Source organism: Nocardiopsis sp. LDBS1602, assembly GCF_035818715.1.
Classification (GTDB): domain Bacteria; phylum Actinomycetota; class Actinomycetes; order Streptosporangiales; family Streptosporangiaceae; genus Nocardiopsis; species Nocardiopsis alba.
The window spans coordinates 27,125-51,048 of sequence record NZ_JAYLVW010000002.1; the positions used below are offsets into that span (position 1 = coordinate 27,125).

20 protein-coding genes are annotated in these 23,924 nt (G+C 70.1%); 13 read left to right on the forward strand and 7 right to left on the reverse strand.

All coding sequences use genetic code 11. The annotated features are described in order from the left end of the window. Positions 1-386 precede the first annotated feature (386 nt). The 4 genes from U9J66_RS08190 (at position 387) to U9J66_RS08205 (ending at position 7,528) form a co-directional block, all read left to right on the forward strand. Positions 387-2,603 (forward strand): (Fe-S)-binding protein, encoded by a 2,217-nt coding sequence (locus tag U9J66_RS08190; RefSeq protein ID WP_041561749.1) that lies wholly within the window; start codon positions 387-389, stop codon positions 2,601-2,603. A gap of 205 nt (positions 2,604-2,808) precedes the next feature. Continuing rightward, on the forward strand, positions 2,809-3,810 hold the full coding sequence (locus U9J66_RS08195; protein ID WP_326337433.1) for an ABC transporter ATP-binding protein: 1,002 nt from the start codon (positions 2,809-2,811) through the stop codon (positions 3,808-3,810). Positions 3,811-3,896: 86 nt separating this feature from the next. Further along, positions 3,897-4,751, forward strand: a complete 855-nt coding sequence (locus U9J66_RS08200; RefSeq protein ID WP_326337434.1) for an ABC transporter permease — start codon at positions 3,897-3,899, stop codon at positions 4,749-4,751. 122 nt (positions 4,752-4,873) lie between these two features. Beyond that, positions 4,874-7,528 (forward strand): sensor histidine kinase, encoded by a 2,655-nt coding sequence (locus tag U9J66_RS08205; RefSeq protein WP_326337435.1) that lies wholly within the window; start codon positions 4,874-4,876, stop codon positions 7,526-7,528. Between the two features lie 54 nt (positions 7,529-7,582). Here the strand turns inward: U9J66_RS08205 and U9J66_RS08210 are convergent, their stop codons facing one another. The 3 genes from U9J66_RS08210 to U9J66_RS08220 form a co-directional block, all read right to left on the reverse strand. Further along, positions 7,583-8,308, reverse strand: a complete 726-nt coding sequence (locus U9J66_RS08210; protein WP_017533085.1) for a hypothetical protein — start codon at positions 8,306-8,308, stop codon at positions 7,583-7,585. A gap of 146 nt (positions 8,309-8,454) precedes the next feature. Beyond that, complete coding sequence (locus U9J66_RS08215) at positions 8,455-8,955, reverse strand: hypothetical protein (RefSeq protein ID WP_326337436.1); 501 nt, start codon at positions 8,953-8,955, stop codon at positions 8,455-8,457. 314 nt (positions 8,956-9,269) lie between these two features. Further along, a complete protein-coding gene (locus U9J66_RS08220; RefSeq protein ID WP_326337437.1) occupies positions 9,270-9,833 on the reverse strand; it encodes a gamma carbonic anhydrase family protein in 564 nt (187 codons plus the stop codon). Positions 9,834-10,203: 370 nt separating this feature from the next. On the opposite strand from U9J66_RS08220, the gene U9J66_RS08225 reads away from it, so the two are divergent. Both U9J66_RS08225 and U9J66_RS08230 read left to right on the forward strand, forming a co-directional pair. After that, on the forward strand, positions 10,204-11,418 hold the full coding sequence (locus U9J66_RS08225) for an ATP synthase F0 subunit B (protein WP_161112368.1): 1,215 nt from the start codon (positions 10,204-10,206) through the stop codon (positions 11,416-11,418). 132 nt (positions 11,419-11,550) lie between these two features. Further along, the gene (locus U9J66_RS08230) at positions 11,551-12,000 is read left to right on the forward strand and encodes a GNAT family N-acetyltransferase (protein ID WP_326337438.1); all 450 of its coding nucleotides are present in this window, start codon (positions 11,551-11,553) and stop codon (positions 11,998-12,000) included. 84 nt (positions 12,001-12,084) lie between these two features. On the opposite strand, the gene U9J66_RS08235 is transcribed toward U9J66_RS08230, so the two are convergent. Further along, positions 12,085-13,770, reverse strand: coding sequence for an MDR family MFS transporter (locus U9J66_RS08235; protein ID WP_326337439.1), 1,686 nt, complete (start codon positions 13,768-13,770; stop codon positions 12,085-12,087). 191 nt (positions 13,771-13,961) lie between these two features. Here U9J66_RS08235 and U9J66_RS08240 point away from each other — a divergent pair, with 191 nt between their 5' ends. From U9J66_RS08240 to U9J66_RS08250, 3 genes are all read left to right on the forward strand, one after another. Next, entirely contained in the window at positions 13,962-14,576 is a 615-nt protein-coding gene (locus U9J66_RS08240; protein ID WP_014909400.1) for a TetR/AcrR family transcriptional regulator, read from the forward strand. Between the two features lie 114 nt (positions 14,577-14,690). Continuing rightward, positions 14,691-15,341, forward strand: a complete 651-nt coding sequence (locus U9J66_RS08245) for a class I SAM-dependent methyltransferase (RefSeq protein WP_014913249.1) — start codon at positions 14,691-14,693, stop codon at positions 15,339-15,341. A gap of 292 nt (positions 15,342-15,633) precedes the next feature. Further along, a complete protein-coding gene (locus U9J66_RS08250; protein ID WP_326337440.1) occupies positions 15,634-17,232 on the forward strand; it encodes an N-acyl-D-amino-acid deacylase family protein in 1,599 nt (532 codons plus the stop codon). A gap of 63 nt (positions 17,233-17,295) precedes the next feature. Here U9J66_RS08250 and U9J66_RS08255 read toward each other — a convergent pair whose 3' ends face one another. Further along, entirely contained in the window at positions 17,296-17,607 is a 312-nt protein-coding gene (locus U9J66_RS08255; protein WP_014910161.1) for a hypothetical protein, read from the reverse strand. Positions 17,608-17,834: 227 nt separating this feature from the next. Between U9J66_RS08255 and U9J66_RS08260 the strand changes: the two genes are divergently transcribed. Together U9J66_RS08260 and U9J66_RS08265 are read left to right on the forward strand one after the other, a co-directional pair. After that, the gene (locus U9J66_RS08260; protein ID WP_014912229.1) at positions 17,835-18,146 is read left to right on the forward strand and encodes a DUF6412 domain-containing protein; all 312 of its coding nucleotides are present in this window, start codon (positions 17,835-17,837) and stop codon (positions 18,144-18,146) included. A gap of 110 nt (positions 18,147-18,256) precedes the next feature. Then, entirely contained in the window at positions 18,257-18,964 is a 708-nt protein-coding gene (locus tag U9J66_RS08265) for a YidC/Oxa1 family membrane protein insertase (RefSeq protein WP_014912611.1), read from the forward strand. On the opposite strand, the gene U9J66_RS08270 is transcribed toward U9J66_RS08265, so the two are convergent. After that, complete coding sequence (locus U9J66_RS08270) at positions 18,961-19,578, reverse strand: superoxide dismutase family protein (RefSeq protein ID WP_014909592.1); 618 nt, start codon at positions 19,576-19,578, stop codon at positions 18,961-18,963. The two genes, U9J66_RS08265 and U9J66_RS08270, sit on opposite strands and share 4 nt — an antisense overlap. A 341-nt stretch (positions 19,579-19,919) precedes the next feature. On the opposite strand from U9J66_RS08270, the gene U9J66_RS08275 reads away from it, so the two are divergent. Together U9J66_RS08275 and U9J66_RS08280 are read left to right on the forward strand one after the other, a co-directional pair. Then, positions 19,920-20,552: a YigZ family protein gene (locus U9J66_RS08275; RefSeq protein WP_014910709.1), complete on the forward strand. Its 633-nt coding sequence runs from the start codon at positions 19,920-19,922 to the stop codon at positions 20,550-20,552. A gap of 118 nt (positions 20,553-20,670) precedes the next feature. After that, complete coding sequence (locus U9J66_RS08280; protein WP_161110795.1) at positions 20,671-22,194, forward strand: outer membrane protein assembly factor BamB family protein; 1,524 nt, start codon at positions 20,671-20,673, stop codon at positions 22,192-22,194. Positions 22,195-22,236: 42 nt separating this feature from the next. Here U9J66_RS08280 and U9J66_RS08285 read toward each other — a convergent pair whose 3' ends face one another. Next, positions 22,237-23,712 (reverse strand): hypothetical protein, encoded by a 1,476-nt coding sequence (locus tag U9J66_RS08285; RefSeq protein WP_326337442.1) that lies wholly within the window; start codon positions 23,710-23,712, stop codon positions 22,237-22,239. Between the last annotated feature and the right edge of the window lie 212 nt (positions 23,713-23,924).

Here is a 23,924-nt window from a genome sequence, read left to right on the forward strand (position 1 = left end):
GGGAGGCCTCAGGGGTGTTCCGGGGGTGTCCGGGGCTCGAGGGGGAGGAGTGATCCCGGTCGGCGCGCGACACGGCGGACGGCTCCACGGGGGTCCGGATGCTCCCGCGTGGCTCCGAGGTCCGATTACATAGGGGGGCATGGTGCGTCGGGCGGGGCTCGTGTGGGCCCGCGTGGCGCTCGACCGGCGAGAGGCGGCTACGGTTGGCTCTCGCGCGAGGCGGTCCGGAGGCCGTGCCATGTGCGCGTAAGGCGAGAGAAGGACGGCGCGCCGGCTCCTAGTGGGCGGCCGATGGACTCCGAGCCATTACTCGCTAGTAACATCAACTGTCGGTGCCGGTGTGTGGCGCACCGGACGACGAGAAGCAGGATGGGAGGCCACGGACGATGCAACCCCTGTACTTGACGCTGGGCATCATCACCTCGGTCTTCGCCGTGGTCGCGTTCACCTTGTTCGGTCTGGGCATCCGCCAGATCGTGCGAACCGTGGGTGTCGGCCGAACGGTGGAGCCGGAGCGGAAGGGGCCGTTCGGGCAACGGCTCACGATGACCCTCATCGAGATCCTCGGGCACACGAGGATGCTCAAGCGACCGTGGGTGGGTGTCGCCCACTGGTTCGTGATGGTCTCCTTCCCGCTCCTGGTCTTCACGGTCATCGAAGCGCAGGGCGAGACCTTCGATCCGCACTTCAAGCTGCCGATCATCCACGACTGGACCCTCTACGGTCTGGCCATCGAGATCATCGCCGGCGCCAGCCTCATCAGCATCGTCGGCCTGACCGTCTACCGTCTGCTGAACGGTCCCCACCGCAAGGGCCGCGACTCCCGCTTCTACAACTCCAAGACGTGGACCGCGTACTACGTCGAGGCCTACCTGTGGGGCCTGCTGATCTCGATCTTCGTGATCCGCGGCCTCAAGGTCGGCATCGGCGACTTCCCGTTCCCGACCTGGGCCACGCCGATCTCGCACGCCATCGGCTCCGTCATGCCGACCGACGCCGCGGTCGCCGAACCGGCCATCGCCCTGGTGGCCGCGTTCAAGCTGATCATCAGCTACCTGTTCTTCATGGTGCTGTACTTCAAGCTCACCATGGGCATCGGCTGGCACCGCTTCATCGCCCCGGTCAACATCTACTTCAAGCGCAACGCCGACGGTTCCCCGTCCCTGGGCGCCGCCAAGCAGATGATGGACAAGTCCGGCACCAAGCCCCTCGACTTCGAGGAGGCCGACCCGGACGAGGACCCGTTCGGCGCGGGCAAGCTGGAGGACTTCACCTGGAAGGGGCTACTGGACTTCACGAGCTGCACCGAGTGCGGCCGTTGCCAGTCCCAGTGCCCCGCCTGGAACACCGGTAAGCCGCTGTCGCCGAAGAAGGTCATCCTCGACCTCCAGGCGCACACCTACGAGAAGGCCCCGTACCTCCTCAAGGGCATCACCGAGGAGACCCTCGCCGAGGCTCCGGACGAGAGCCACGCGGGCGTCGACGTTCTCGCCCTCCTCAACAAGCCGCTGGTCGGCACCGAGGAGGAGGGTGGCGTCATCCACCCCGACGAGCTGTGGTCCTGCACCAACTGCGGCGCCTGCGTCGAGCAGTGCCCGGTGGACATCGAGCACATCGACCACATCCTGGACATGCGTCGCTACCAGGTCATGGTCGAGTCCAACTTCCCCTCCGAGGCCAACACGCTCCTGAAGAACCTGGAGAACAAGGGCAACCCCTGGGGCATGGCCGAGGACCGGCGCATGGACTGGATCGAGGAGCTCGCCTCCCAGGAGAACCCGGTCGAGGTGACGGTCGTCGACGACAAGCTCGACGAGGACACCGAGTACCTCTTCTGGGTCGGCTGCGCCGGTGCCCTGGAGGACCGGGCGAAGAAGACCACGAAGGCCATCGCCGAACTCCTGGACATCGCGGGGGTGAAGTTCGCGGTCCTGGGCGGCATGGAGGCCTGCACCGGCGACCCGGCGCGTCGCCTCGGCATGGAGTACGTCTTCCAGATGCTGGCCCAGCAGAACGTCGAGACGCTCAACGAAGCCGGTGTCACGAAGATCGTGGCGAGCTGCCCGCACTGCTTCAACACCCTGGCCAAGGAGTACCCGCAGCTCGGCGGTACCTACGAGGTCGTCCACCACAGCCAGCTCCTGGCCAAGCTGGTGGAGGAGGGGCGTCTGACCCCGGTGAGCTCGATCGACGAGAACATCACCTACCACGACCCCTGCTTCCTGGGTCGGCACAACAAGGTGTACACGCCGCCGCGCGACATCATGGCGCAGGTGCCCGGGGTCAAGACCCAGGAGATGCACCGCCACAAGGAGCGGGGCTTCTGCTGTGGCGCCGGTGGTGCCCGCATGTGGATGGAGGAGCGGATCGGCAAGCGCATCAACACCGAGCGTGTGGACGAGGCGCTGACCACCAACCCCGACACCGTGTCCACCGCGTGCCCGTTCTGCCAGGTCATGCTCGGCGACGCGATCAACGAGAAGAAGTCCGCCGGCGAGGCGAAGGAATCGCTGGAGGTCGTGGACGTCTCCCAGCTCCTGCTCCGCTCGGTCAAGGGTGAGAACCCGGCCGAGGGCGAGAAGAAGGAGCCGGCCGAGGCCTGACGGGCGGCGAGGCTCCCATAGGAGCCCGAACCCGCGAATGTAAGGGGCGGGACACCGAGAGGTGTCCCGCCCCTTCCGTCGTATGAACGGGTCGAGGCGAGGAGCGGAGATGACATTTGTCAGTGGTCCGGACGGGCGCCTGACATGAGGGAACGGTGACAGCGGCGTCTGTCGCGAGCACCCTCGCCCACGGGATCCTCGGAACATGACGACACAGAACACCGCCACGGCCGTCGAGAACGGTGCCCCCCACACCACCGCGGAACCGACGGTGGTCGTCCGCGACCTTCGACAGAGGTACGGCGATTTCGAGGCCGTCAAGGGGGTCTCCTTCGAGATCCGCCCCGGAGAGCTCTTCGCCCTCCTCGGCACCAACGGCGCGGGGAAGACCACCACCATCGAGACCCTGGAGGGCTTCCGAAAGCCCTCCTCGGGCATGGCGCGGGTCTTCGGACAGGATCCCTTCGGCCAGCCCGCCGGGGTCCGCGAACGCGCCGACGCGGTACTCCAGGGCAGCGGGCTCATGGACGACCTCGGCGTCGAGGAGAACCTCGTCCTCGCCAGGGACCTGGCCGCCGACCCTCGCGACATCGACGAGGTCCTGGAGCTGGTCGGTCTGACCGAGAAGCGCGGGCTGCGCGTCCGTCAGCTCTCCGGGGGTCAGAAGCGCCGCCTGGACCTGGCGTCGGCGCTCATCTCCCGTCCCGAGGTCCTCTACCTGGACGAGCCCACGACGGGCATGGACCCCGAGGCCCGACACGAGACCTGGCGGATCGTCAACGACCTCAAGGCGAGCGGGGTCGCGATCCTGCTCACCACGCACTACCTGGAGGAGGCCGAGCGCCTCGCCGACCGCCTGGCCATCATGCACCGCGGTGAGATCCACGTGGAGGGCACCCTGGCGGACGTCCTCGCGGGCTGGGGCGACCGGGTGGGCTTCCAGGTGCCCGACGACGTGCGTACGGCCGACCTGCCCGAGGTCGAGGGCGCACGATGCGAGGTCGAGACCCGGGACCAGGCCCTCTGGGCCACCTACACGGTCACCGGGGGAGACGTGGCCGACCGGGCGCACCACGCCATCGCCGCTCTGCTGGCCTGGGCGACCGGGCGGGGGACGGTCCTGCGGCACCTCCAGGTCCGCGGCGCCTCCCTGGAGGACGTCTTCCTCCAGGTCGCGGACGGCACCGCCGACCTGCTCGCCGAGTGACCGGGCGGATTCGCGCCACCGGGACCACGCGCCGACCATCGCGCGACCCCGATCTCCCACAGACCCGCAGGAAGCAGAGGAACACGATGAGCACGACCACCGTACGAACCTCCGACCGGGGGGCCTCCGGAACACGGACGGCCCCGAGCGTGTTCGCTCAGACCCTGCGTCTGGCCCGCACCGAGTTCACCCTCTTCGTGCGCTACCAGACCGCCTGGCTGTACCTGCTGATGCCGCTGGTGCTGTTCGGCCCCCTGATGTCCATGCCCAGCGCCCCGGCCTTCGGCGAGTACACCACCACCGATCTCGCGCTCGCGGCCGGAATCCTCACTATCGGTCTGATGCTGGGCATCGGTCACGCCTCCAACGTGTTCGCCGCGCGGCGGGAGTCGCTGGTCCTCAAGCGGCTCCGCGCGAGCGGGGTGCCGAGGACCGCGATCTTCGGCGGGGTGACCCTGCTCGTCCTGCTCTTCACTCTGCTGGTCACCGCCCTGGTGGTCGGCGGTATCGCCGCCATGAACGGTACGACGCCGGTCGACCCCGTCCTGCTGGGCGTGGCGGTGCTGCTGTGCACTACGGCCATGACCCTCGTCGGTCTGCTGATCACGGTTCTGGTGCGCAGCGCCGAGTCCGCGCAGATGTTCTCGACCCTCCCGATGCTGTTCCTGATGATGACCGGCGGGATCTTCTTCCCCCTCGGTCTCATGCCCGGCCCGATGGTCACGATCGTGGGCCTCCTCCCGGTGGCCGCGGCCGCGCAGGTGGCCCAGTCCGCCTACACCGGATACGACGTCTTCGGTGGTTTCGAGGCCGCCGAACCGGTGGGGACCCTGGGGCTGTGGACGGCCTCGCTCCCCTCCATCGCGGTGATGCTCGTGTGGATCGTGGTCCTGGCGCTGGCCGTCGGCCGCTTCTTCCAGTGGGACCCCCGTCGACCGTGACGGTGCCGGACGGGGATGCCGGGAAGGTCCGGGACGGGGACCTTCCCGGCACGAACACGTCCACGGCCGGAATCCGCCCTGTGGACGACCGCCCGGAGGGTCGTTCCACGGCCTAACGTTGAGTGGGTGTACCGGATACCGGTGAAGGCGAGGTGGGCGGGGCGATGGCCGCGAGCGGGACGGACACGACCGATGAGCGTGAGGTCTCCGTCATCGGAGGCGACGCGGCCGAGGCCTCAGGCGAGGGCGGGACGGGCGGGAACTACACCCGGCGACAGCGGGTCCTGAAGTGGATCGTCCTGTCGACCCTGTCCTCTCAGGCACTGGTCTTCCCCGTCTGGGCCCTCTACGAGCTGTACTTCCCCGGTCGTCTGACGCCGGGCACGCCGGCCACCGAGACAGCCCCCGCCCTGGTGGCCCTCCTCCTCTGCCTCGTCATGACGGTGCTGGGATGGGTGATGACCCGGCAGCGGTTGAACGGAAGACGGGAGGCCGACCCGCGCCTGTACTGGGGGCTGGTGGGGGTGCTCGTCCTGGTGTGCCTTCTGTTCCGGACGCCGCTGCACGTGATCGGTCTCGTCGCGAACGTTCTGTGCCTGCTCTCCTTCATGAGCACCTGGTCGCGGACCCGCTACGTGATCCCCCTGTGCCTCCTCCTGATGGGCGGCCACACCCTCCTCTATGGGCCGTACGGCGAGTCATGGCCCTTTCTGATCTTCCTCTCCATCCTGTTCCTCCTGTTCGTTCTGGTGGCCTGGTTCGCCTGCCTGCCGGTCTTCTGGCTGTGGGACGCCACCAGGGAGGCGGTGGAGGGCGAGCGCGCCAGGGCCCGGTTGGCGGTGAACGAGGAGCGACTCCGGTTCGCGGAGGACATGCGCGGCCTGCTGGGTCACGAGCTGAGCACGTTGGAGGTCGGGGCGCGCAGGGCGGAGACCCTGGTGGACACCGACCCCGAGGCCGCCAAGGAACGGATCGGGCGGGTGCACGAACTGGCCCGGAGCACGCTCCACCAGGTCCGCTCGGTGGTCCGCGGCTACCGCGACCTCGACCTGGGCACCGAGGTGCGCGCGGTCCGCTCGGTCCTGGAGGCGAACAACACCGTCACGATGGTCTCCGGGCTGGAGGGGCTGAACCCGCCCTCGGAGACGGCGGCGCTGGCGGCGTGGGTGGTACGCGAGGGCGGTACCAACGTGCTGCGGCACAGCGGGGCACGCCGGTGTCGGATCGACTTCTCGATGGCGGAATCGGCCGATGGCACCTCCCACGAGCTGGTCGTGGAGATGGCCAACGACCACGCCGAGGGTGGGGAGGAGGACGAGACCGGATCGGCCGGTGGTCTCTCCGGGCTCGCCGATCGTGTCGAGTGCAACTCCGGCTCCCTGACGGCGGCGCGGACCCCCGACGGCGGCTTCCTGCTGAGAGCGGTCCTTCCTCTTCGGGAGGGCACACCTCCTCCGGGTGCCATGGCGGGCGGCCACTCCGTGGTGAGCGCGACCGAGCACCCCGCACGTGGCCTGGGCGGTGCTCCAGGGGTCGCCGCTTCGTCCGGCCCGGGTATCACCGACGAGGGCGCTTCCCACAGATCCGAGGCCGTCGGTGAGACCTCGGAGGAGAGAGACGATCACCGGATCAGGATCGCCCGGCTCATCATCATGGTCCTGTTCGGGTTCAACGGTCTGGTCATGTGCTTCTGGGGTGTGCTCGACCTCGTCACCGCCCTGAACATGGGCTGGACCCTGTGGCCCTCGGCCGTGGGGACGGTGGTCACGATGGTGAACTGCGTCATCCTCAACGTCCTGATCTGGGAACGGCTGAACGGGAACCGGGCCCCGACCCCGCCGCTCTACTGGACCTCCCTGGTTCTTCTCATCGCCACCGGGTTCCTGTTGCAGTCTCCGGAGACCGGCATGCTCACGGTCGGCACCTGGTGGGGGATCGGGCTCTTCCTCGCGCCACGGCGGACCAGCCTCCTGGTCTCCTTCGCCCTTCTGCTGACACCGCTGCTGTTCCTGCCCGGCTACGACTTCGAAACGGACCTCAACGTCGGTCTGTACGCCCTGGTGTGGCTGATCGCCGTCCTCATCGCGCTGCTGTTCGCCGGCGGCACGGTCTCGACGATCTGGTTGTGGGACGTCAGTCTCGAAGCGGTGGCCGGGCAGCGTGCCCGGGCCCGGTTGGCGGTCACCGAGGAGCGGCTCCGGTTCGCCCGCGACATGCACGACCTGCTCGGGCACAGTCTCTCCGCGCTGTCGGTCAAGGCCCAGCTGGCGGGCAGACTCGTGGACCGGGCCCCGGAGCGCGCCGCCGCGGAGATGGCAGAGGTCCGGAGCCTGGCACGCGAGGCGCTCGGCCAGGTGCGGTCGGCGGTGAACGGCTATCGGGAGATCGACCTGGAACAGGAGATCTCCTCCGTCACCGCGGTCCTGGATTCCGGCGGGACCTCGACCACGATCACCGGCCTGGACGGGCTCGACGTACCGCCCAGGACCGCCGCGCTGGCGGCGTGGGTGGTGCGCGAGGGCGGTACCAACGTGCTGCGGCACAGCGACGCCGAGCAGTGCCAGATCACCTTCATCCCGGTGCGGGGCGAGGGCGCGAGCGCGGACACGCTGGTGCTGGAGATCCACAACGACCGGGCCCATGGGGCCGAGAAGGACACGAACGGAGGCAACGGACTGACCGGGCTCAGAGAGCGCGTCGCCGCTCAGGGAGGCACGGTTTCCGGGAGTCCGACCGGCGAGGGCGGGTTCCTGCTCCGTGCGGTCCTGCCGCTGTGAGACGCCCTGCCCCGTGCCGTCCTGGACCTGGACGGCACGGGGGCTCGTGGGGGTTCAGAGGGTGGTGAGGGAGTCGAAGGCCGCGTCGATGTCGGCGGTGGCCTCGGCCCCGCCGTCGGTGTTGAGGCCGAGCACGAACGCGCCCTGGTCGCCCTCGAGCTCCACCACCAGAAAGCGGCCGTAGGCCTCCTCGTCGGACTCGGAATCGTCGCCCATGGTCGCTCCGAAGGCGGGGTGGCCGTTCACCTCCGTGGCTCCGGACGGTTCGACCCACAGGTCGCCGCCGTCGGTGGCCAGGTGGCCGACCATGCGGGTGGCCATGGAGACGGCGGTGGCCGCGAGGGGCTCCAGGGGGCCCAGCTCCTCGCCTCCGGTGACGATGACGGCCCCCGGATCCTCCGGAGACCCGTACACCGTGTAGGAGGTGTACTCGGGCGGGACCTGGTCGTCTCCGAGCCGTGTCCACCCCTCTCCGGCGAGTGCGTAGGCCAGACCGGAGCGAGGGTCGGAGACGGTGTCCCCTCCGCCGGGCCCCTCCGTGGTCTCGGGTTCCTCGGGGGCCTCTTCACCGGTGGGGGAGGGATCCGCCGCCGAGGGTTCCGCGTCGTCGTCGCCCAACAGGAGACGGCCGAGGCCGGCGGCGGTGATCAGCAGGAAGACCAACGTCACCAGGACCGCGATGGTGAAGGTGATCCTGCGCGCGTTGTCGGGCTCCTCGTCGACGCGGTGCGGGCCGGGTTCTTCTCCGCGGTCGGGGACGGGGGTGTCGGGTTCGCGCATCTGTGCTCCTGAGGGGCGGCCTGCCGTGCTGCGGCTGGAGGGCTCAGAAGGGTCAGTACCCGGTGGAGGGGGTCGGCGCTCGGGAGAAGGGTGGCCGGATCAGGCCGAAACGGACCGAATCGGCATCGATCGACGCCGGTTCGGTCTCACAGGCCTCGGGTCAGAACGTGGAGGAGCAACGGACCGCGCAGTCCGCCGGCGGGGCCGGGGATCACCCGGGGAAGCCCAGGGGCCGGGAGGCGATCGAGGGGGACCCTCGGAGAAGACCCCGACGGGGGCGGCGGCTCCTCGGAGCGGGGCGCGGGAGGCCGCGGCGGCGGGGCGTCCTGGGGGAACGATCCGCGCATCGTCGGAGGTCGGTCGGGGTGGTCCGGGCCGGACCCTCGGGGGGTGTCGGGGTCCGGGTTCCGAGGAGCGGGGGCCTGGGGGCGTGGCCGGGGCTTCGGGGCTCGGGCGGACACGTGGACGGTCTCGCCCGTCTCCTCCGGAGCGGAGCCGGTACCGAGCCCGAGGACACGGTCGATCTCGACGAGACTGAGTCTGCGGTCGACGTCGGCCACCGCGATGAGCACCTCGGCGTACAGTTCGATCTCGTCGAGGGCGACATGGTCGTGAAGACGATCGCGTACCCCGAGTCCATGGTTCACGCGCGCTCACCTCCGACGACGGCGTCGCTGGACATCAGGGGCGCCGGCGGTCGGCCGGATGTCCCACGCCTTCGGGAAGGGGGCGGGCGCGACGGAACACCGCTCCCATAGGGCGCGAGCACTTCTCAGGCTACGACGCCGGAACCCATCGCGCATGACTCGTGTGGGCCAGTGCCCGGACCACCCGGGCTAGTCACAGAGTGTCCGTTCCCTTCGGGGGAGATCGGGGTCGTCGACCGTGTGGCCCCTCACCCGAGAGGACCATACGGCCGATCGAGGCACCGGTCGGAGCGATGGGTTCCGGCTGCGCGGGGTCAGCGCCAGGTGACGTCCTGGTGCTGGACCGCGTAGCCGGCGTAGGCGGTCGGCGTGTGCTCCAGCACGAGACGGTCGCCGTCGTTCAGTTCCCGGACGACCTTGCCCGGGACCCCGGCCCACAGTGTGTTCGGGGGGACCACCTTGCCCGGGGCGACCAGGGAACCGGCGGCCACGAGCGCACCCTTGCCGACCCGGGCCCCGCCCAGGACGATCGCGCCGATGCCGATGAGGGCGCCCTCCTCGACGATGGCGCCGTGCACCATCGCCTTGTGACCCAGGCTCACGTCGTCGTGGAGGATCGCGGGTTGTCCGGGGTCGGAGTGCAGTCCGCACTGGTCCTGGATGTTGACGCGGTCGCCGACCACGATGTCCTCGGTGTCGGCGCGCAACACGGAGCCGTACCAGACGCTGCTCCGCTCGCCCAGCCTGACCCGGCCGACCACGACCGCTCCCGGGGCGATCCAGGCGGTGGGATGGATCCGGGGTTCCCCGAAGGGCGCGCTTCCGATCCGTGGTCCGTCGACCCGTTCAAAGTCTCTTTCGTCAGGTGTGCCGGCCATGATGAGGTCCTTCCCGGAGTCGGCCCCGGGGCCGGGGCGAGGAAGTTGACCGCTCGGCCCCCGTATGGGGATGATCGCGCATACCTTAGTAAGAACGTGACCAGGGTCCGCATGGCGCCGTGGCCGTCAGGGCTCTTGACGCGGCGGCGCGGCGCGTGCCTACCTTGGTCGTCTGGACGGTGTCCACGGCGTTACGCTCCGCTCTCGGACGATGCCCCTCCATCGTGCCGGGCCGGGGCGTGGGACGGACACTCAGGGCATGAATCTCAAAAGAGACTCCCAGGGTGTTCTTGAACATGTATGGGGCAAATTCTCACCATCTGCGACGTGCAGTCAACGGTGTTAAGGACATGAAGAGCACATGAGCAATATGTTGCCGGGCGGCGGACTGCAACAAGACAGGTTCCAAACAGTACGCAAGGGCGGATACGACAAGGCGCACGTCGACGACTACTGCGTGCGTGTGGACAACCAGTTCAAGGACCTCCGCGAGCGTTTGCAGCGGATGGACGACGAGCTGGAGCAGTACAAGCGCGATCTCGCCATCGCCCGTGAGAAGGCCCAGGTCAAGCCGGAACACGAGCAGATCAGCGAACGCATGGCGGAGATCCTCAGGATCGCCGAGGAAGAGGCCAAGGAGCGTCGCTCCCGGGCCGAGTCCGAGGTGAAGGAGGCCCAGAAGAAGGCCGAGGACGAGGTCGCCAAGCAGCGCAAGGACGCCGAAGAGCACGCCGAGCGCATCATCACCTCCGCGCGCACCGAGGCCACCGAGATGGTCTCCGGCGCGAAGAAGGAGGCGGACCAGCTCCGTGACCAGGCTCAGAAGGAGGGCGAGCGTCGGCTGAGCGAGGCCGAGGCCCGCGCCAAGAAGATCCACGACACGGCCGACCGCCGTCTGGCCACGCTCACGGCCACGCACGCCGAGGCGTTGCGCCGGCTCAAGGACATGCACTCCACGCTGGCCGACCTGCTCACCGCGGAGGAGAAGTCCGGTGCCCTGGAGGCGGGGCTGTCCCGCGAGGACCTGACGACCCCTCCGGCGGAGACCCCCGAGCCCAAGGCCGAGGAGAAGAAGCCCGCCCAGGGACGCCCGCAGGAGGGCAAGGCCCCCCAGGCCGCGAAGAAGCCCGAGGGCGAGCCGGAGAAGAAGGCCCCGAAGGCCGCCGCTCCGTCGTCCGAGGGTGAGAACGAGAACACGACCACGGCCCAGATGCCGCCGCTCCAGCCGGAGCCGGAGGAGGCGACCGTGCGGATCAGGCCGGAGCAGGTCGCCGAGCCCAAGAAGGAGGAGGGAAAGGGCGGAGACCCCAAGGCCGCCGCTCCCCGTCCTCCTCAGGGCGCCCGCTTCGCGGGTCCGGCCCCGGCGGACGGGACGGGCGGACCTCAGCAGGCCCCCGGCGCGCCCCGGCCGCCCCAGGTCGCGGCGCCCCAGCAGCCGCAGAGCGGCCCCCAGCAGCCGCAGGGACAGGCGGCCGCCCCGACCGACGCGGGGGACCCGGGGGTCACCGGCGTCTACCGTCGTCCGGAGGGGCCTCAGCAGCCTCCGCTCGGGGACGAGGGCGTCCGGGTCGTCCGCAAGCCCTGAGGGACGCGGAGAACGCGTTCGAGCCGGTCACGGAACGAGGGTGGGACCACTGGTCCCGCCCTCGGCGTTTTGTGGTCGGTTGTAGGGTGACGTCCGCCTTGTCGCAGGCTGTCGGCTACGATGCCGACAGCCATGATTATCCGCGCGGCCATAAGGTCCGACCTCGGTGCGATCCTGCGACTCCTGCGCGAACTCGGTGACACCACCCACACGCGGAGCGCGCACGTTCGCATGTCCTCCGCAGCCGTACGCGCCTGGACGAGGATGGAGAACGACCCCGACCGCACGGTCCTGGTCGCCGAGCGGCGCGGCCAGATCATCGGGACCCTGGACCTGCTGGTCGTGGCCAACCTGACCCATGACGCCCAACCCTGGGCGGTGGTCGACAACCTCGTGGTCGACCCCGAGACCCGTCTCCAGGGCATCGGACGCGCGCTCATGGAGGACGCCCTGGAGAGGGCGGTGCAGGCGGGGTGCTACAAGATCGAGCTGCTCTCCCACGAGAGCCGGCAGGGCGCGCATCGTTTCTACGCCGCTCTCGGGTTCGAGAACTCGGCCGAGGGCTTCCGCCGCTATCTCTGACCGGTGAGGGCGTTCGCGCCGCCGGTACGGCGGCCCCGGGTCGGAGCCGCCGTACGGACGGAACCGGTCATGGGACGATCGGGCTCACTTCTCGGCCCGCGCCGGCCCGCCTCCGCGCAGCGGGACCCCCTTCATGAACGTCACCGCGATCAGACCGCACGCGGCGATCGGGACACCGGCCACGAAGACGCCCTGCATGGCGTGGTCGAAGGCGTGCACGACGACCTCGCGGATCGGATCGGGCAGCGAGTGCACGAGTTCGGGCGACCCTTGCGCGGACTCGGCGGCCTGTTCCAGGCCCACGGTGAGTTCGTCGGCGCCGGAGTCGGTCCCGGCCGTGACGTCGGCCTCCAGTTCGGCCCTCGCGGCCGTCATCGCGTCGGCGAGCGCGTTGTTGAGACGTCCGACCATCACCGCTCCGAAGGCGGCCACGCCCATCGCGCCGCCCAGGTTGCGGAAGAAGGTCACCGAGGCGGTGCCGGAGGCCATGTCCTCGACCGGCAGGGAACTCTGGGTGGCCAGTAGCAGGATCTGCATGTTGAGCCCGAAGCCGAGGCCGACGAGCATCTGTCCGACGACCACCGTGGTCAGCCCGGGGTCGTACTGGGCCATGGTCAGCACGGTGAAACCGAGGACGCACAGCACCATGCCCACGACCGGGTAGGCCTTCCAACGGCCGCTGCCGCTGATCGCGAAGCCGGAGCCGATCGAGGTCACCAGGAAGCAGCCGACCAGGGGCAGGGTCATCAGTCCGGAGACGGTCGGGCTCATGCCGTGCACCATCTGGAGGTACTGCGGCATGTAGATGATGAGGCCGAACATCATCATGCCCACGGTCACCGAACCGGCGGAGGCCAGCACGAACGTGCGGTTCCGGAACAGGCGGGTGGGGATGATGGGCTCGGCGGCGCGGCGCTCGACGAGGATCGCGGCGACGGTCAGCAGCACGGTGCCGATGCCCATCGCGTAGGCGGCGGGGGAGTTCCAAGGGATCTGGGTGCCGCCCAGACTGAGCAGGACGATCGCCGTGCTGGCGGCGCTGAAGATCAGGGCGGCGCCGAGCCAGTCGACGGGGGCCTTGCGCCGGGGGGTGAAGGGCATACGGAACATGAACTGGATGACGGCGAAGGCCACCACGGCGAGCGGCACGGTGATGAGGAAGCACCAGCGCCATCCGAGGGGGCTGTCCACGAGGAAGCCGCCGACCAGCGGCCCGAGCACGGTGGACACGCCGAAGACCATGCCGATCAGGCCGCTGTAGCGTCCGCGTTCACGGGGGGAGACGACGTCGCCCAGGATGATGTTGGGCAGCGTGGCCAGGCCGCCGACGCCCAGGCCCTGGAGGGCTCGGGCGGCGATCAGCCAGTTGATGTTCTGGGCGAAGCCGGCGGCCAGCGAGGCGACGATGAAGACGCCGAGGGCGATCTGGAAGAGGAGCTTGCGTCCCCAGATGTCGGAGAGCTTGCCCCACACGGGGGTGGAGGCGGTCATGGTCAGGAGCGCGGCGGTGGCCACCCAGGCCAGCCGGTCCTGTCCGCCGAGCTCGCCCATGATGGTGGGCAGGGCGGTGCCGATGATCGAGTTGGTGAGCATCGACGTGAGCATGGCCAGGACGAGGCCGACCATGATCCGTCGTACGACCTTGCGCGAGGGGTAGGAGGTGGTCTCCGGGGTGCTCGGGGGGTTCGTCGTGAGGTCGTCGACCGCGGGTGTCCGTGTACCGGGTGCGGGTCCCTTCGGTTTCGACTTCCCGCGCAGCGACTGTTCCATGGGTCCCCCGATTCCGGACGCACGAAAGGCCCCGCGGCGCAGCGCCGGGGGCGGGCATCCATGCTCCGGTATATGTAAACGGTGTTGACCTGTCAAATCGGTATCTCTCCGTCTCTACCGGTATGCGTATGTGTCGGCGAGGTGCGACCCTGGAATTTCGAAGCGGACAGTGGTTCCCGAAGGGTGTGCAGATGGAGCGTCCGGAAGTGGCCGGGGGCGGCGCGCCCGCGCCGGGGAGAGGTCGTGAGGCGACCAGAGAGCGCATTCTCACCAGCGCCAAGGAGTTGTTCACCAGCGAGGGGTTCGGTTCGGTCTCCTCGCGGATGATCGCCTCGCACGCCGGGGTGAACGTGGCGCTGATCAACCGCTACTTCGGTTCCAAGGCCGGCCTGCTCACCGAGATCCTGCGCGAGGACGGCGTCTTCCCCAGGCTCATCACCGAAGGGCCTCCCGAGCTTCTGACGCGGCGCCTGGCCGAGCACATCGTCAGCCGGCTGTACGGGGAGGGGACACTCCTCCAGCGGGCCCTGGACCACTCGGCGGGCGACCCCGACCTCCAGTCGGTCTATCAGGGGCGGCTCAAGACCGCGTTCATCGAGCCGCTCGCGGTCTACCTGGACCGGGAGAACTCCCGGGTGCACGCCTCCCTGATCGCCGCCGTGATGCTGGGGATGGGGCGGGTCCGAAGGATCGAGGGCGGGGACGCGTTGCGCGCCCACGACCGGGAACAGCTGACCGAGCGCGTTCTGGCGCTGCTGGAACTGTGCCTGGCCGACTTCGGCGCTCCGGACCCGGACGACCCCTGAGTCCGGACCGCCACGGATGATCGGAGATCGTTCGCACGTGGTCTTGCCGGAACGGCAAGGGAACTCGCCCTTCCGGAGGTATCGGGCGAAGGTGGGTGCGGAGGTGGTCGACGGATGACCGACGAGCACGAATTCGCGCAGGAGACCCTGGGCGCCGACTTCTGGAACGAGCGCTACCGCTCACAGGATCGGATCTGGAGCGGACGTCCCAACCGGCATCTGGTGGCCGAGGTGGAGGGGCTCGCCCCGGGGCGGGCCCTGGACGTGGGCAGTGGTGAGGGTGCCGACGCACTGTGGTTGGCGGAACGCGGTTGGGAGGTGACCGCGATCGACATCTCCACGGTGGCCCTCGAACGCGCGGAGCTCCACGTGGCCGAGCGTTCCCCGGAGGCGGCCGAGCGGATCGTCTGGAAGCAGGCGGACGTCACCGAGTGGACGCCTCCTCGAGGCGCCTACGACCTGATCGGTGTGCATTTCATGCATCTGGCCCCTGAGCCCCGGAAGCGGTTGTTCTCCCTCCTGGCGGAGGCGGTCGCCCCGGGCGGGGAACTCTTGGTGGTCGCGCACCATCCGCGTGATCTGGAGACCGGTGTGCCCCGCCCGCCGAGGCCGGAGCTGTTCTACGAGGGGGACGCGGTCACCTCGGTGCTCCCCGCCGGAGAGTGGGAGGTCCTGGTCGACGAGGCGCGCGCCGGGAGTCAGACGCTGGACGACACGACCTACACCGTGCACGACCTGGTGGTCCGAGCGCGTCGTTCGGGGTAGCCGGGGGATGGGCGGCCGCCCCGGGGGAGCCGTCCGGGGCGGCCGCCGGTACGCGGCCCGTGGTCGCGGGGCGCGGCCGGGGTCCGGTCGCCCTCGACCACGAGGGATGCCCTGGTTCGAGCGTGGGAGGTTCCCGACCCCCGTCCGGGTGGGGACGATGAGGGAGAGACCTGTCGACCCGCTTATTGGAAACAAAGTTATCGATTGATTTCCCCGAAGCGTATCCCGAGCCGCGCGACACCTCGGCGGCGGGGTCGCCACCGCGGGTGTCGGTGACCCGAACGGAGGAACAGTGCAGTCCGAGACCGTACTCACCGGGGGCCGGATCGTCGACGGCACGGGCGGTCCGTCCCGCCTCGCCGACCTCGTCCTGAGCGCAGGTCGTATCAGCCACGTCCTCCCCTCGGGGACCGCCCGAGGCAGGGGAGAGACCGTCGACGTGACCGGTCTGGTCGTCGCCCCGGGGTTCATCGACATGCACGCCCACTCCGACCTCGCCGTGCTCGCCGACCCCGCGCACGAGGCCAAGGTCCTCCAGGGGGTCACGCTGGAGGTGCTCGGTCAGGACGGGCTCGGCTACGCGCCCGTCACCGACGCCACCGTCGACCCGATCCGGGAACGGATCGCCGCCTGGAACGGCACCCCCGACCTCGATCACACCTGGCGGAGCGTCGGCGACTACCTGGACCGCGTCGATCGGGGGTCGCCCACCAACGTCGCCTACCTCGTCCCCCAGGGCAACGTGCGTATGGCGGTCGTGGGCGAGGAGGACCGACCCGCGACCGACGCCGAGATCGACCGGATGCGCGCGATGGTCGCCCAGGGGATGGCGGAGGGCGCGCACGGGATGTCCACCGGGCTGACCTACACGCCCGGCATGTACGCGAGCGACGACGAGATCGTCGCGCTCCTCGAACCGGTCCGGGCGGCCGGCGGTTACTACTGCCCCCATCACCGCAACTACGGGGCCGAGGTCGTCGAGGCCTACCGGGAATGTCTGGAGGTGGCCCGCAGGGCCCATGTGCCTCTGCACCTGGCCCACTGCCACGTCAACTTCCCCCGGAACCGGGGTCGGGCCTCGGAGGTCCTCGACGCCATCGACGAGGCCACCGTCCGCTACGGACTCGACGTCACCCTCGACACCTACCCCTACCGGGCCGCGGCCACCTACCTGGCCGCCCCGCTGCCCGGGTGGGCACAGGAGGGCGGCGCCCGGGCCACGCTGGACCGCCTGCGCGACCCCGTGACCCGTGACCGGATCCTGGAGGAGATCCAGGGGCGGGGCACCGACGGGAACCACGGTATGCCCATGGACTGGAGGACCCTCGTGGTCACGGGGGTCGCCGACCCGGAGCTCTCCTGGGCGGTCGGTCACTCCATCGCGGACCTGGCCGAACGGCGAGGAGAGGACCCGGGACGGCTCTACGTCGATCTGCTGGTCGCCGACGGGCTGCGCGGCGGCTGTCTGCTCCACATCGGCAACGAGGAGAACATCCGCACCATCATGCGGCACAGCGCGCACACCGCGGGCAGTGACGGCATCCTCGTCGGTGAGCGTCCCCACCCGAGAGGCTGGGGCACCTTTCCCCGCTACCTGGGGTACTACGTGCGCGAACTCGGTCTGCTCACCCTGGAGGAGTGCGTCCGGCACCTGACCTCCCGGCCCGCCCACCGACTGGGGGCGACCGACCGCGGGGTCGTCCAGCTCGGAGCCCACGCCGATCTCGTCGTCTTCGATCCGGAGACCATCGCGGACCGGGCCACCTACGAGGAACCCCGGCGACCTCCGGCGGGTATCGAGCACGTGATGATCGGCGGAGAGTTCACCGTCAGGAACGGGCGGCGTACCGACCGACTGCCCGGACGCTCCCTTCGCGGGGGCCGCCGCTGAGAGGCCCCTTCGACACCGAAGGGACCCCGGTCCGACCGAGGCCCCTCCGTGACGCGTGCGCGGTCAACCGATGACGATGGCCCCGGCCAGCACCGGGGTGCCGAAGCGGACGGCACCGTGCCCGGAGGCCAGCGTCCTGCTCCCCTGGCAGCTGGTACCGGCGAAGAGGGCGAATCGGGACTCCCCCTCGATCTCGACCACGCCGCCCTGCCCGGTCTCCAGCACTCGACAGCCGCCGTTATCGACCGTCTGTCGATGCCCGGACTCGAAGGTGATGTGCACCGGAGCGGTCTCCTCCTCCTCGCTGGACAGCCCCGAGATGGCGTCGGCGATGGTCGCGGACATGGTGGCGAGGTGCGCAGGGCGGATCGGCACGGGAATCCCCTCTTCGTCGGGCTCGAACCGGCCCGGAAAGACATGGCGGAGTGGGTTGCTCCGTGTCATTTAGCTACAGGATCACGTGAACGGTGCGGAACGTCGGCGGAGTGTCGGCGGATTTCTCCCCGTGACCGGGCTGAACAGGGCTTTTGTGAGCTTTATGGTGGACGGATAGGATCGATCCCCCCGGCCTGGAAAGGCCATCGACGAGGAGAGGAGGGGACATGGGCTTCCTGCTGTCCCTTCTGGAGTTCCTCGCGATGGGGATGCTCCCCGTCGAACTGACGGGCGCCGGCCAGGGTACGGGCGTGCTGCTCCTGGCCGTGGCGGTCGGCGCCGCTCTGACCTGGATGATCCTGCGGGGCACCGCCCCGTGGCCGGTCGGCGACAGCGCCACCGGTGACGCGCGCGCGATGCGCCGCCGCTCGGAACGGCTGCCGGTCCTGTCCCTGCGCGACCCCGACGCGGCGGGTCGACCACGTCCCCGAGCGCCCGGAGCGGCCCTTTCGGCCGCTCGCCCGTTCGCGCCCTCCTGACCTTCGAGAGGTCCCTTCCGCCTGTGTCCGCGGGGGACCCCTCTCCCTTCGCGCGATGACGCCGAGTGGCCCGACGTCCGTTCCCATCACCTGGACGAAGGGTCTTCTCCTTGTACACCTTCGGGCCGATCGCGGCCTTCATCGACGTGCTCAGCACGGTTCTCGCCGTCCTGACCGACCTGCTCACCCCGCTCGCCGGGACCCTCGCCGCCGGGGCGGCGGTGATAGCGCTCACCGTCATCGTGAGAACGCTGCTCCTGCCCCTGGGCGTGGCCCAGGTGCGGGCGGAGAAACAGCGCGCCCTCCTCGCCCCGAAACTGGCGAAGGTCATGGAGCGGCACAAGGGGAACCCGGAGCGGTTGCTCGCCGCGCAGCGCGAGGTCTACGCCGAGGCGGGCACCGGCCCGCTCGCCGGCTGCCTGCCCGGTTTGGCCCAGATCCCCATCGTCATCGCCCTGTACGGACTGTTCATCGGCGCGGTCCCGGGGACGGGAGAACTGCTCTCCCACACCTTCCTCGGGGTGGAACTCGGGGCGACCCTGGCCGGTGGGGCCTCGGGGAACATCGCGGTCTTCGTCGCGGTCCTGGCCGTGCTGGCCGTCGTGGCCTGGGCCAACCGTCGCTACGTGATGCTGCCGATGGCCGGGGAGACGCCCGGCGCCGCTCCTCCGATGTTCGGAGCCCTGTCCTACCTCCAGTTCACGACCGTGGTCGTGGCGGCCTTCGTTCCGCTGGCGGCGGGGCTGTACCTGTGCGCCTCCACCGCCTGGGCCCTGGGAGAGAAACTGGTCCTGCGCCGGGTCGTCCCCACTCCCTAGAAGTCGACGGTCACGCAGGCGAGGCGGTCTCCCGCCGTGCCCGCGTGGCCCTCGTGGGTGGCGGTGTGCTCGTCGTGCAGTACCAGGGCCCGGGCCTCGCCCTCGCGGAACTCCCAGTCGACGGTGGCGGTGACGAACGCGTTGCCGCTGTCGTCGGTGGTCATGTCCAGCCAGACCTCGTTCTCGGGGTTGGCGTAGTCGGGGTCGGTGGAGGGCTCGCCCTCCTCGGCCGCGGGGTCGAGCTCGTTCTGGTAGTGCGGCCCGGAGTCGGCCGGGTCGTCGCCGCACGGCTGTGTGTGCACGTGGGCACCGAAGTCCCGGTTCGCCTCCAGGCCGGTTCCGGTGAACTGCACGTAGGTGGAGCCGTCCTGGACCCGGACCTGGACGTCGGAGGTGGCCCCTTCGGGCACGGCCGTCTCGTCGTAGGTGAGGGCCCCGGTGCTCTCACCCGGCGGGAGGAAGATCGACGCGGTCACGCTGGGCTCGGTGGTGGGCTGAGCCGTGGGCGCCTGGGACGCGGAGGATTCGTTGACGGGGGCGGACTCCTCCTGAGCGCATCCGGAGAGGAGGGCGATGGTCAGGGCCAGGCCGACGGCGGGCGGGGCGGTGCGCATGAGGACTCCCGATGTGAGCTCAGTGGTCGTCCGCAACGTTACCCAAGGTGTTCGAGGTATGACCATGGGTGCGGAACCTTGTTCGTCGGGGAGCGGTGGGCGACCTGGGGGCGCCGACCCGGGGGAGAGGGCGACGATCGTGCGACAGGTCGGGTCGCCGTCCGGCCCTCCCGACTGTGGGATGGTACCGGCCGGAACCACCGCGGTCACGGTCGGGCCGTCGGAGCCGTAGGGGATCCCGGAGGATCGTCATCCGACCGGAGCGCGAGGAGGCGCCCGTGGGCTCCCTCCTCCGAGCCGGCAGACTGGGGGCGACCCACGACCCCTGCCGAACAGGCGACATGCGAACGATCAGACGCGGCGGCGAACACGAGATCGAGATCAAGAAGTCCCGGTTCATCTGTGCCCTGGCACGGGTGGACGGGGAGGAGGCCGCGCGCGCGTTCATCGCCGAACGCCGCAAGGAGCACTGGAACGCCAACCACAACTGCACCGCCTACATTCTCGGTGACGATGGTGCGATCCAGCGTTCCAGCGACGACGGGGAACCCGCCGGGACGGCCGGCGTCCCCATGCTGGAGGTGCTGAGGCACCGCCGGATCACCGACACCGTCGCCGTGGTGACCCGCTACTTCGGAGGTACCAAGCTCGGCGCGGGCGGACTCATCCGCGCGTACGGGAACTCGGTGTCCGCGGCGGTGGACGAGTTCGGCCTGCTGGAACGTCGACGACTCCTGGTCGTGGACGTCTACGCCGACTACGTTCTGGGCGGGCGCCTGGAGAGCGACCTGCGCGACTCCTCGCTCACTGTGCGCGAGGTCGCCTACGAGGACCGGATCCGGATCGAGGTGGCTCTCCCGGAGAGTGGATTGTCCGATTTCGAGGTCCGGCTGGCCGAGCTGACCGGGGGACGGGCCGAGTTCGAGGTACGGGGGACCACGACCGTCGAGGTGGAGCCCGAACAGGACTCCTGAGGGCCGTTCCCGCACCCGGTGCGGGGCGGGAGGAGTTTCGGACGCCATGTATCCACTTGACCTTCGGGCGGCTTAGGATTTGCCGTGAACGTCATCGTTTCGTGGGGAGAGACCGTCAATGCGCAGCTCACGCGTGCCCCAGGCCCTGACCTGTGGCCTCGTGGCGCTGCTGGTCGCGGCGTGCACCGGTGAACCGGAGCCGCCGGAGCCCTCCGGAGAGGCGAGCCCCTCCCCGCTGCCCACCGACTTCGAGGGCGACCCGCCTCCCGGTCTGGAGGGCGAGGTCCTGCGTCATCTGCACGGTGACGAGGCCGACGCGCACGACATCCTCGACGACCCTCTGGGTGTCCGGATCAGCCCGGTGGGCGGTGCCTTCCTGATCAGCTCCGGCGGCGAGGACCGGCACCTGCTGCACGACGCCGCCACCGGCGACACCCTGTGGGAGGGGGAGGCGCGCTTCCGCGGCTTCGACACCGACCTGGAGGGGGAGTCGGCCCTGTCCCTCGTCGACCCCGACGATCGTCCGTTCGTCCTGGACTCTCGCGGCCGGACCCTGTGGGAGCCGGCGGAGCCCGGCGACCTCTACCTGGACGGGGCCGCGGTGCGTCGTCCGGACGGGTGGACCGCCGAGGACCCCTACGGCGACTACACGGTGCTGGACACCGACGGCGAGGAGCTGTGGACCTACGCCTTCGAACCCGAGCCCGAACCCGGCGACGAGGAGACGGACGAGGCCGACTCCGATGACACGGACGTCGAATCCGGCACCGACGAGGACGAGGACGCGGAGGAAGAGGAGCCGATCGATCCGCTGGGCGTCCCGGTGACGGCCTGGGACGACACCGTCCTGCTCGACGACGGATCCTCCGCCCTGCACGCCTACTCGATCGACCCCGACGAGGCGGGCGAGGTCCTGTGGTCGGTGTCCTCCTCCGACGAGGATCTCGAACTGCCCGCCAGCGCTCCGGTGAACGTCCCCCAGGTCCTCGGGGTATACGAGGTTCCGGACCCGGACGCCGAGCCCACCGACGCGCCGTCCGACGAGGACGAGGACACCGAGGAGGGCGAAGAGGAGGAGACGGAGCCCACCCGTGACGTCCTTCTGGTGCGCTGGGCCCAGCCCGAGGCGCCGTCCCTGCTGTCCGCGCACGACGTCGACGACGGCGACACCCTGTGGACGCTGCGGGAGCCGGGGGCGAACCCGGTCGCGGCCCCCTTCGAGGAGGCCCGGGTCCCGGTTGGTCTCTACGACACCGACACCGCCACCCTGCTGCTCCCCCAGGCCAGCGGCGGGGCCACCATGGTCGCCGTCGACCTGGTGACCGGTCGCACTCGATGGGGGCTGGAGGAGGAGGCCGGAGCGATCTCCCCGGCCTTCGCGCACGCCGGTCTCGTCTACGGCGACTCCCGTTCCCGAGAGGACGAGGATCGTCAGCTCGTCCTGGACGCCGAGACCATGGACGTGGTCTCCGACGACCTGTCCGCGTACGTGGAGGCGGTCACCGAGACCGGGCACGCCATCCTCGTGCAGGATCGGCAACGCTTCGTCTACGGTCCGGGCCCGGGCGAGGACACCGACGACGCCGAGGGGGACGGGGAGCCCGAGGCCTCCGACGGGCCGTCGGAGGACGACGAGGGCTGACATCGACAGGGCGGACCCGGCCGGCCCGCCCCGCCTCGTACGTCAGGACCGGTGTTCGGGGAGCCGCAGCACCACGCGGAGTCCCAGGGCCCCGGTGTCCACCGAGCCGTCCTCGTCGGCCTTCCACTGCCAGCGGGCCACCTCGGCCTCGCCCATGGCCACGACGAGCGTGTTCGGCGGAATGTTGCCGATCACGTGCTCGTCGGCGGTGCCGAGCGGACGCGGAACGACCACCACCAGCGGACGCTCCCGGCTGTGCTCGATCCCTCCGATGGGGTCGGGGGCGGACAGGTCGGGCATCGTCTCGGGGATCAGGGAGTGCAGCGGTCGTCCGGAGGGCAGCACGCGCACGGTCAGCCCTTGGGAGTGGAGGGCGTCGGCGATCACGCGCACCGTGTCGGAGGCGACCCGCTGGTCGCCGCCCACGGCCAGAAGTCCGCGCATCCGGGTGAGGTCGACGTGGACGAGCGTGCGCTCGTCCTCCAGGGTGCCGAGACAGGCCAGGACCCCGGCCGTCATCGGCCGCACGACGGTGTGCGTGGCGGTGGCGAAGTTGAACGGGCCGGGCGCCGTCGAGCCTCGGGCGTAACGCCAGGTGGTGGTGCCGACGACGCGCCATGAGGAGGCGGGGGGAGTGGCTCCGACCGGAACGATGGCGGTCGTCTCGTCCAGGGTGGTCAGGATCGCCACCGGGCGCGCCGGGATCTCGGCGGGGGCGCTGAGGAGGTCGGTGTGGGCGCCGCCCGCCCGGTGCACGGCGTCGGGGTCGGAGATGACGCTCTCGGTCGCGGCCCGACGTCGACGCATGGCCGCGGCGATCCGCGCCGACCTGGGCTTGCGCGGTTTACGCCAGGGCAGGGCGGCGATCTTCTTGAACGGCCAGGCGATCGCCTTGAACACCGGTTGCCAGAACAGGGTGAGCAGCGTCAACAGGATGAGGACGACCGCGCCGACGATGAGGATGCGCGGGTCGATCTTGGGCCTGTCGCCCGGGCCGGACGAGGCATCGGCGTCCTCGCTCGGTGAGGCGGAGGGCTCGTTCTCGGGGGGCGGGGTGTAGGCGGGCGGGGCCGGAGGAGGTGACGGAGGCGCGACGCCCTGGGCGTTGGCCTGGTCGACCGCGACGACGCACAGTGGGTCGCGGCCCTCGTAGACGCCTTCTCCACCGGAGTCGAAGGGCACGACCAGTCGCCAACCGGGCTGGACCGCGCGGTCCTCGCCCAACGCCGTGCCGTCGCTCTGGGAACGGCCCTCGTTGTAGCCGTAGATCTCGTCGGCCCGCTCCGGGTCGTCGAGGATGAGGTCCGCGATCGCCTCCAGCCCGGGCGAGCCTTCGGGGACCACGTAGTAGTACACCGTCGGGCACATCTCGTAGCCGCCGGTCGTATCGGCCGCGGCGGGGGAGCCGGCCACCGCCGTCAAGGCCGACGCCAGGGCGAGGCCGAGGGTGAGGGAGCCGGCGGTACGGGCCGTCGCCGACCGTGCTCCCAGGGGTCGTGCCGCCGATGTCAGGGTCACGCGCTCTCTCCCATGGGTGTCTTCACTGGTGGGTCGCCTGGGGGAGGATGCCGGAAAACTTCTTCCGGTTCAGGGGAACCGAGCATGCTTTCGATGCATCTGTTCACTCACGGGGTGGGAGTCTATGATGTCGGACTCGTACAGTGTTCGATGCCCCCACAGGACCTGAGTCCCCCACAGGTCCCGCCGTCGCGCCCCCGGTGCGCGACACG

What these genes read in the sequence shown, in the direction of transcription:
- U9J66_RS08190 (WP_041561749.1), top strand. Translation starts at nt 387, where the DNA reads ATGCAACCCCTGTACTTGACGCTGGGCATCATCACCTCGGTCTTCGCC.
- U9J66_RS08195 (WP_326337433.1), top strand. Translation starts at nt 2,809, where the DNA reads ATGACGACACAGAACACCGCCACGGCCGTCGAGAACGGTGCCCCCCAC.
- U9J66_RS08200 (WP_326337434.1), top strand. Translation starts at nt 3,897, where the DNA reads ATGAGCACGACCACCGTACGAACCTCCGACCGGGGGGCCTCCGGAACA.
- U9J66_RS08210 (WP_017533085.1), bottom strand. Translation starts at nt 8,308, where the DNA reads ATGCGCGAACCCGACACCCCCGTCCCCGACCGCGGAGAAGAACCCGGC.
- U9J66_RS08220 (WP_326337437.1), bottom strand. Translation starts at nt 9,833, where the DNA reads ATGGCCGGCACACCTGACGAAAGAGACTTTGAACGGGTCGACGGACCA.
- U9J66_RS08225 (WP_161112368.1), top strand. Translation starts at nt 10,204, where the DNA reads ATGTTGCCGGGCGGCGGACTGCAACAAGACAGGTTCCAAACAGTACGC.
- U9J66_RS08230 (WP_326337438.1), top strand. Translation starts at nt 11,551, where the DNA reads ATGATTATCCGCGCGGCCATAAGGTCCGACCTCGGTGCGATCCTGCGA.
- U9J66_RS08235 (WP_326337439.1), bottom strand. Translation starts at nt 13,770, where the DNA reads ATGGAACAGTCGCTGCGCGGGAAGTCGAAACCGAAGGGACCCGCACCC.
- U9J66_RS08240 (WP_014909400.1), top strand. Translation starts at nt 13,962, where the DNA reads ATGGAGCGTCCGGAAGTGGCCGGGGGCGGCGCGCCCGCGCCGGGGAGA.
- U9J66_RS08245 (WP_014913249.1), top strand. Translation starts at nt 14,691, where the DNA reads ATGACCGACGAGCACGAATTCGCGCAGGAGACCCTGGGCGCCGACTTC.
- U9J66_RS08260 (WP_014912229.1), top strand. Translation starts at nt 17,835, where the DNA reads ATGGGCTTCCTGCTGTCCCTTCTGGAGTTCCTCGCGATGGGGATGCTC.
- U9J66_RS08270 (WP_014909592.1), bottom strand. Translation starts at nt 19,578, where the DNA reads ATGCGCACCGCCCCGCCCGCCGTCGGCCTGGCCCTGACCATCGCCCTC.
- U9J66_RS08275 (WP_014910709.1), top strand. Translation starts at nt 19,920, where the DNA reads ATGCGAACGATCAGACGCGGCGGCGAACACGAGATCGAGATCAAGAAG.
- U9J66_RS08280 (WP_161110795.1), top strand. Translation starts at nt 20,671, where the DNA reads ATGCGCAGCTCACGCGTGCCCCAGGCCCTGACCTGTGGCCTCGTGGCG.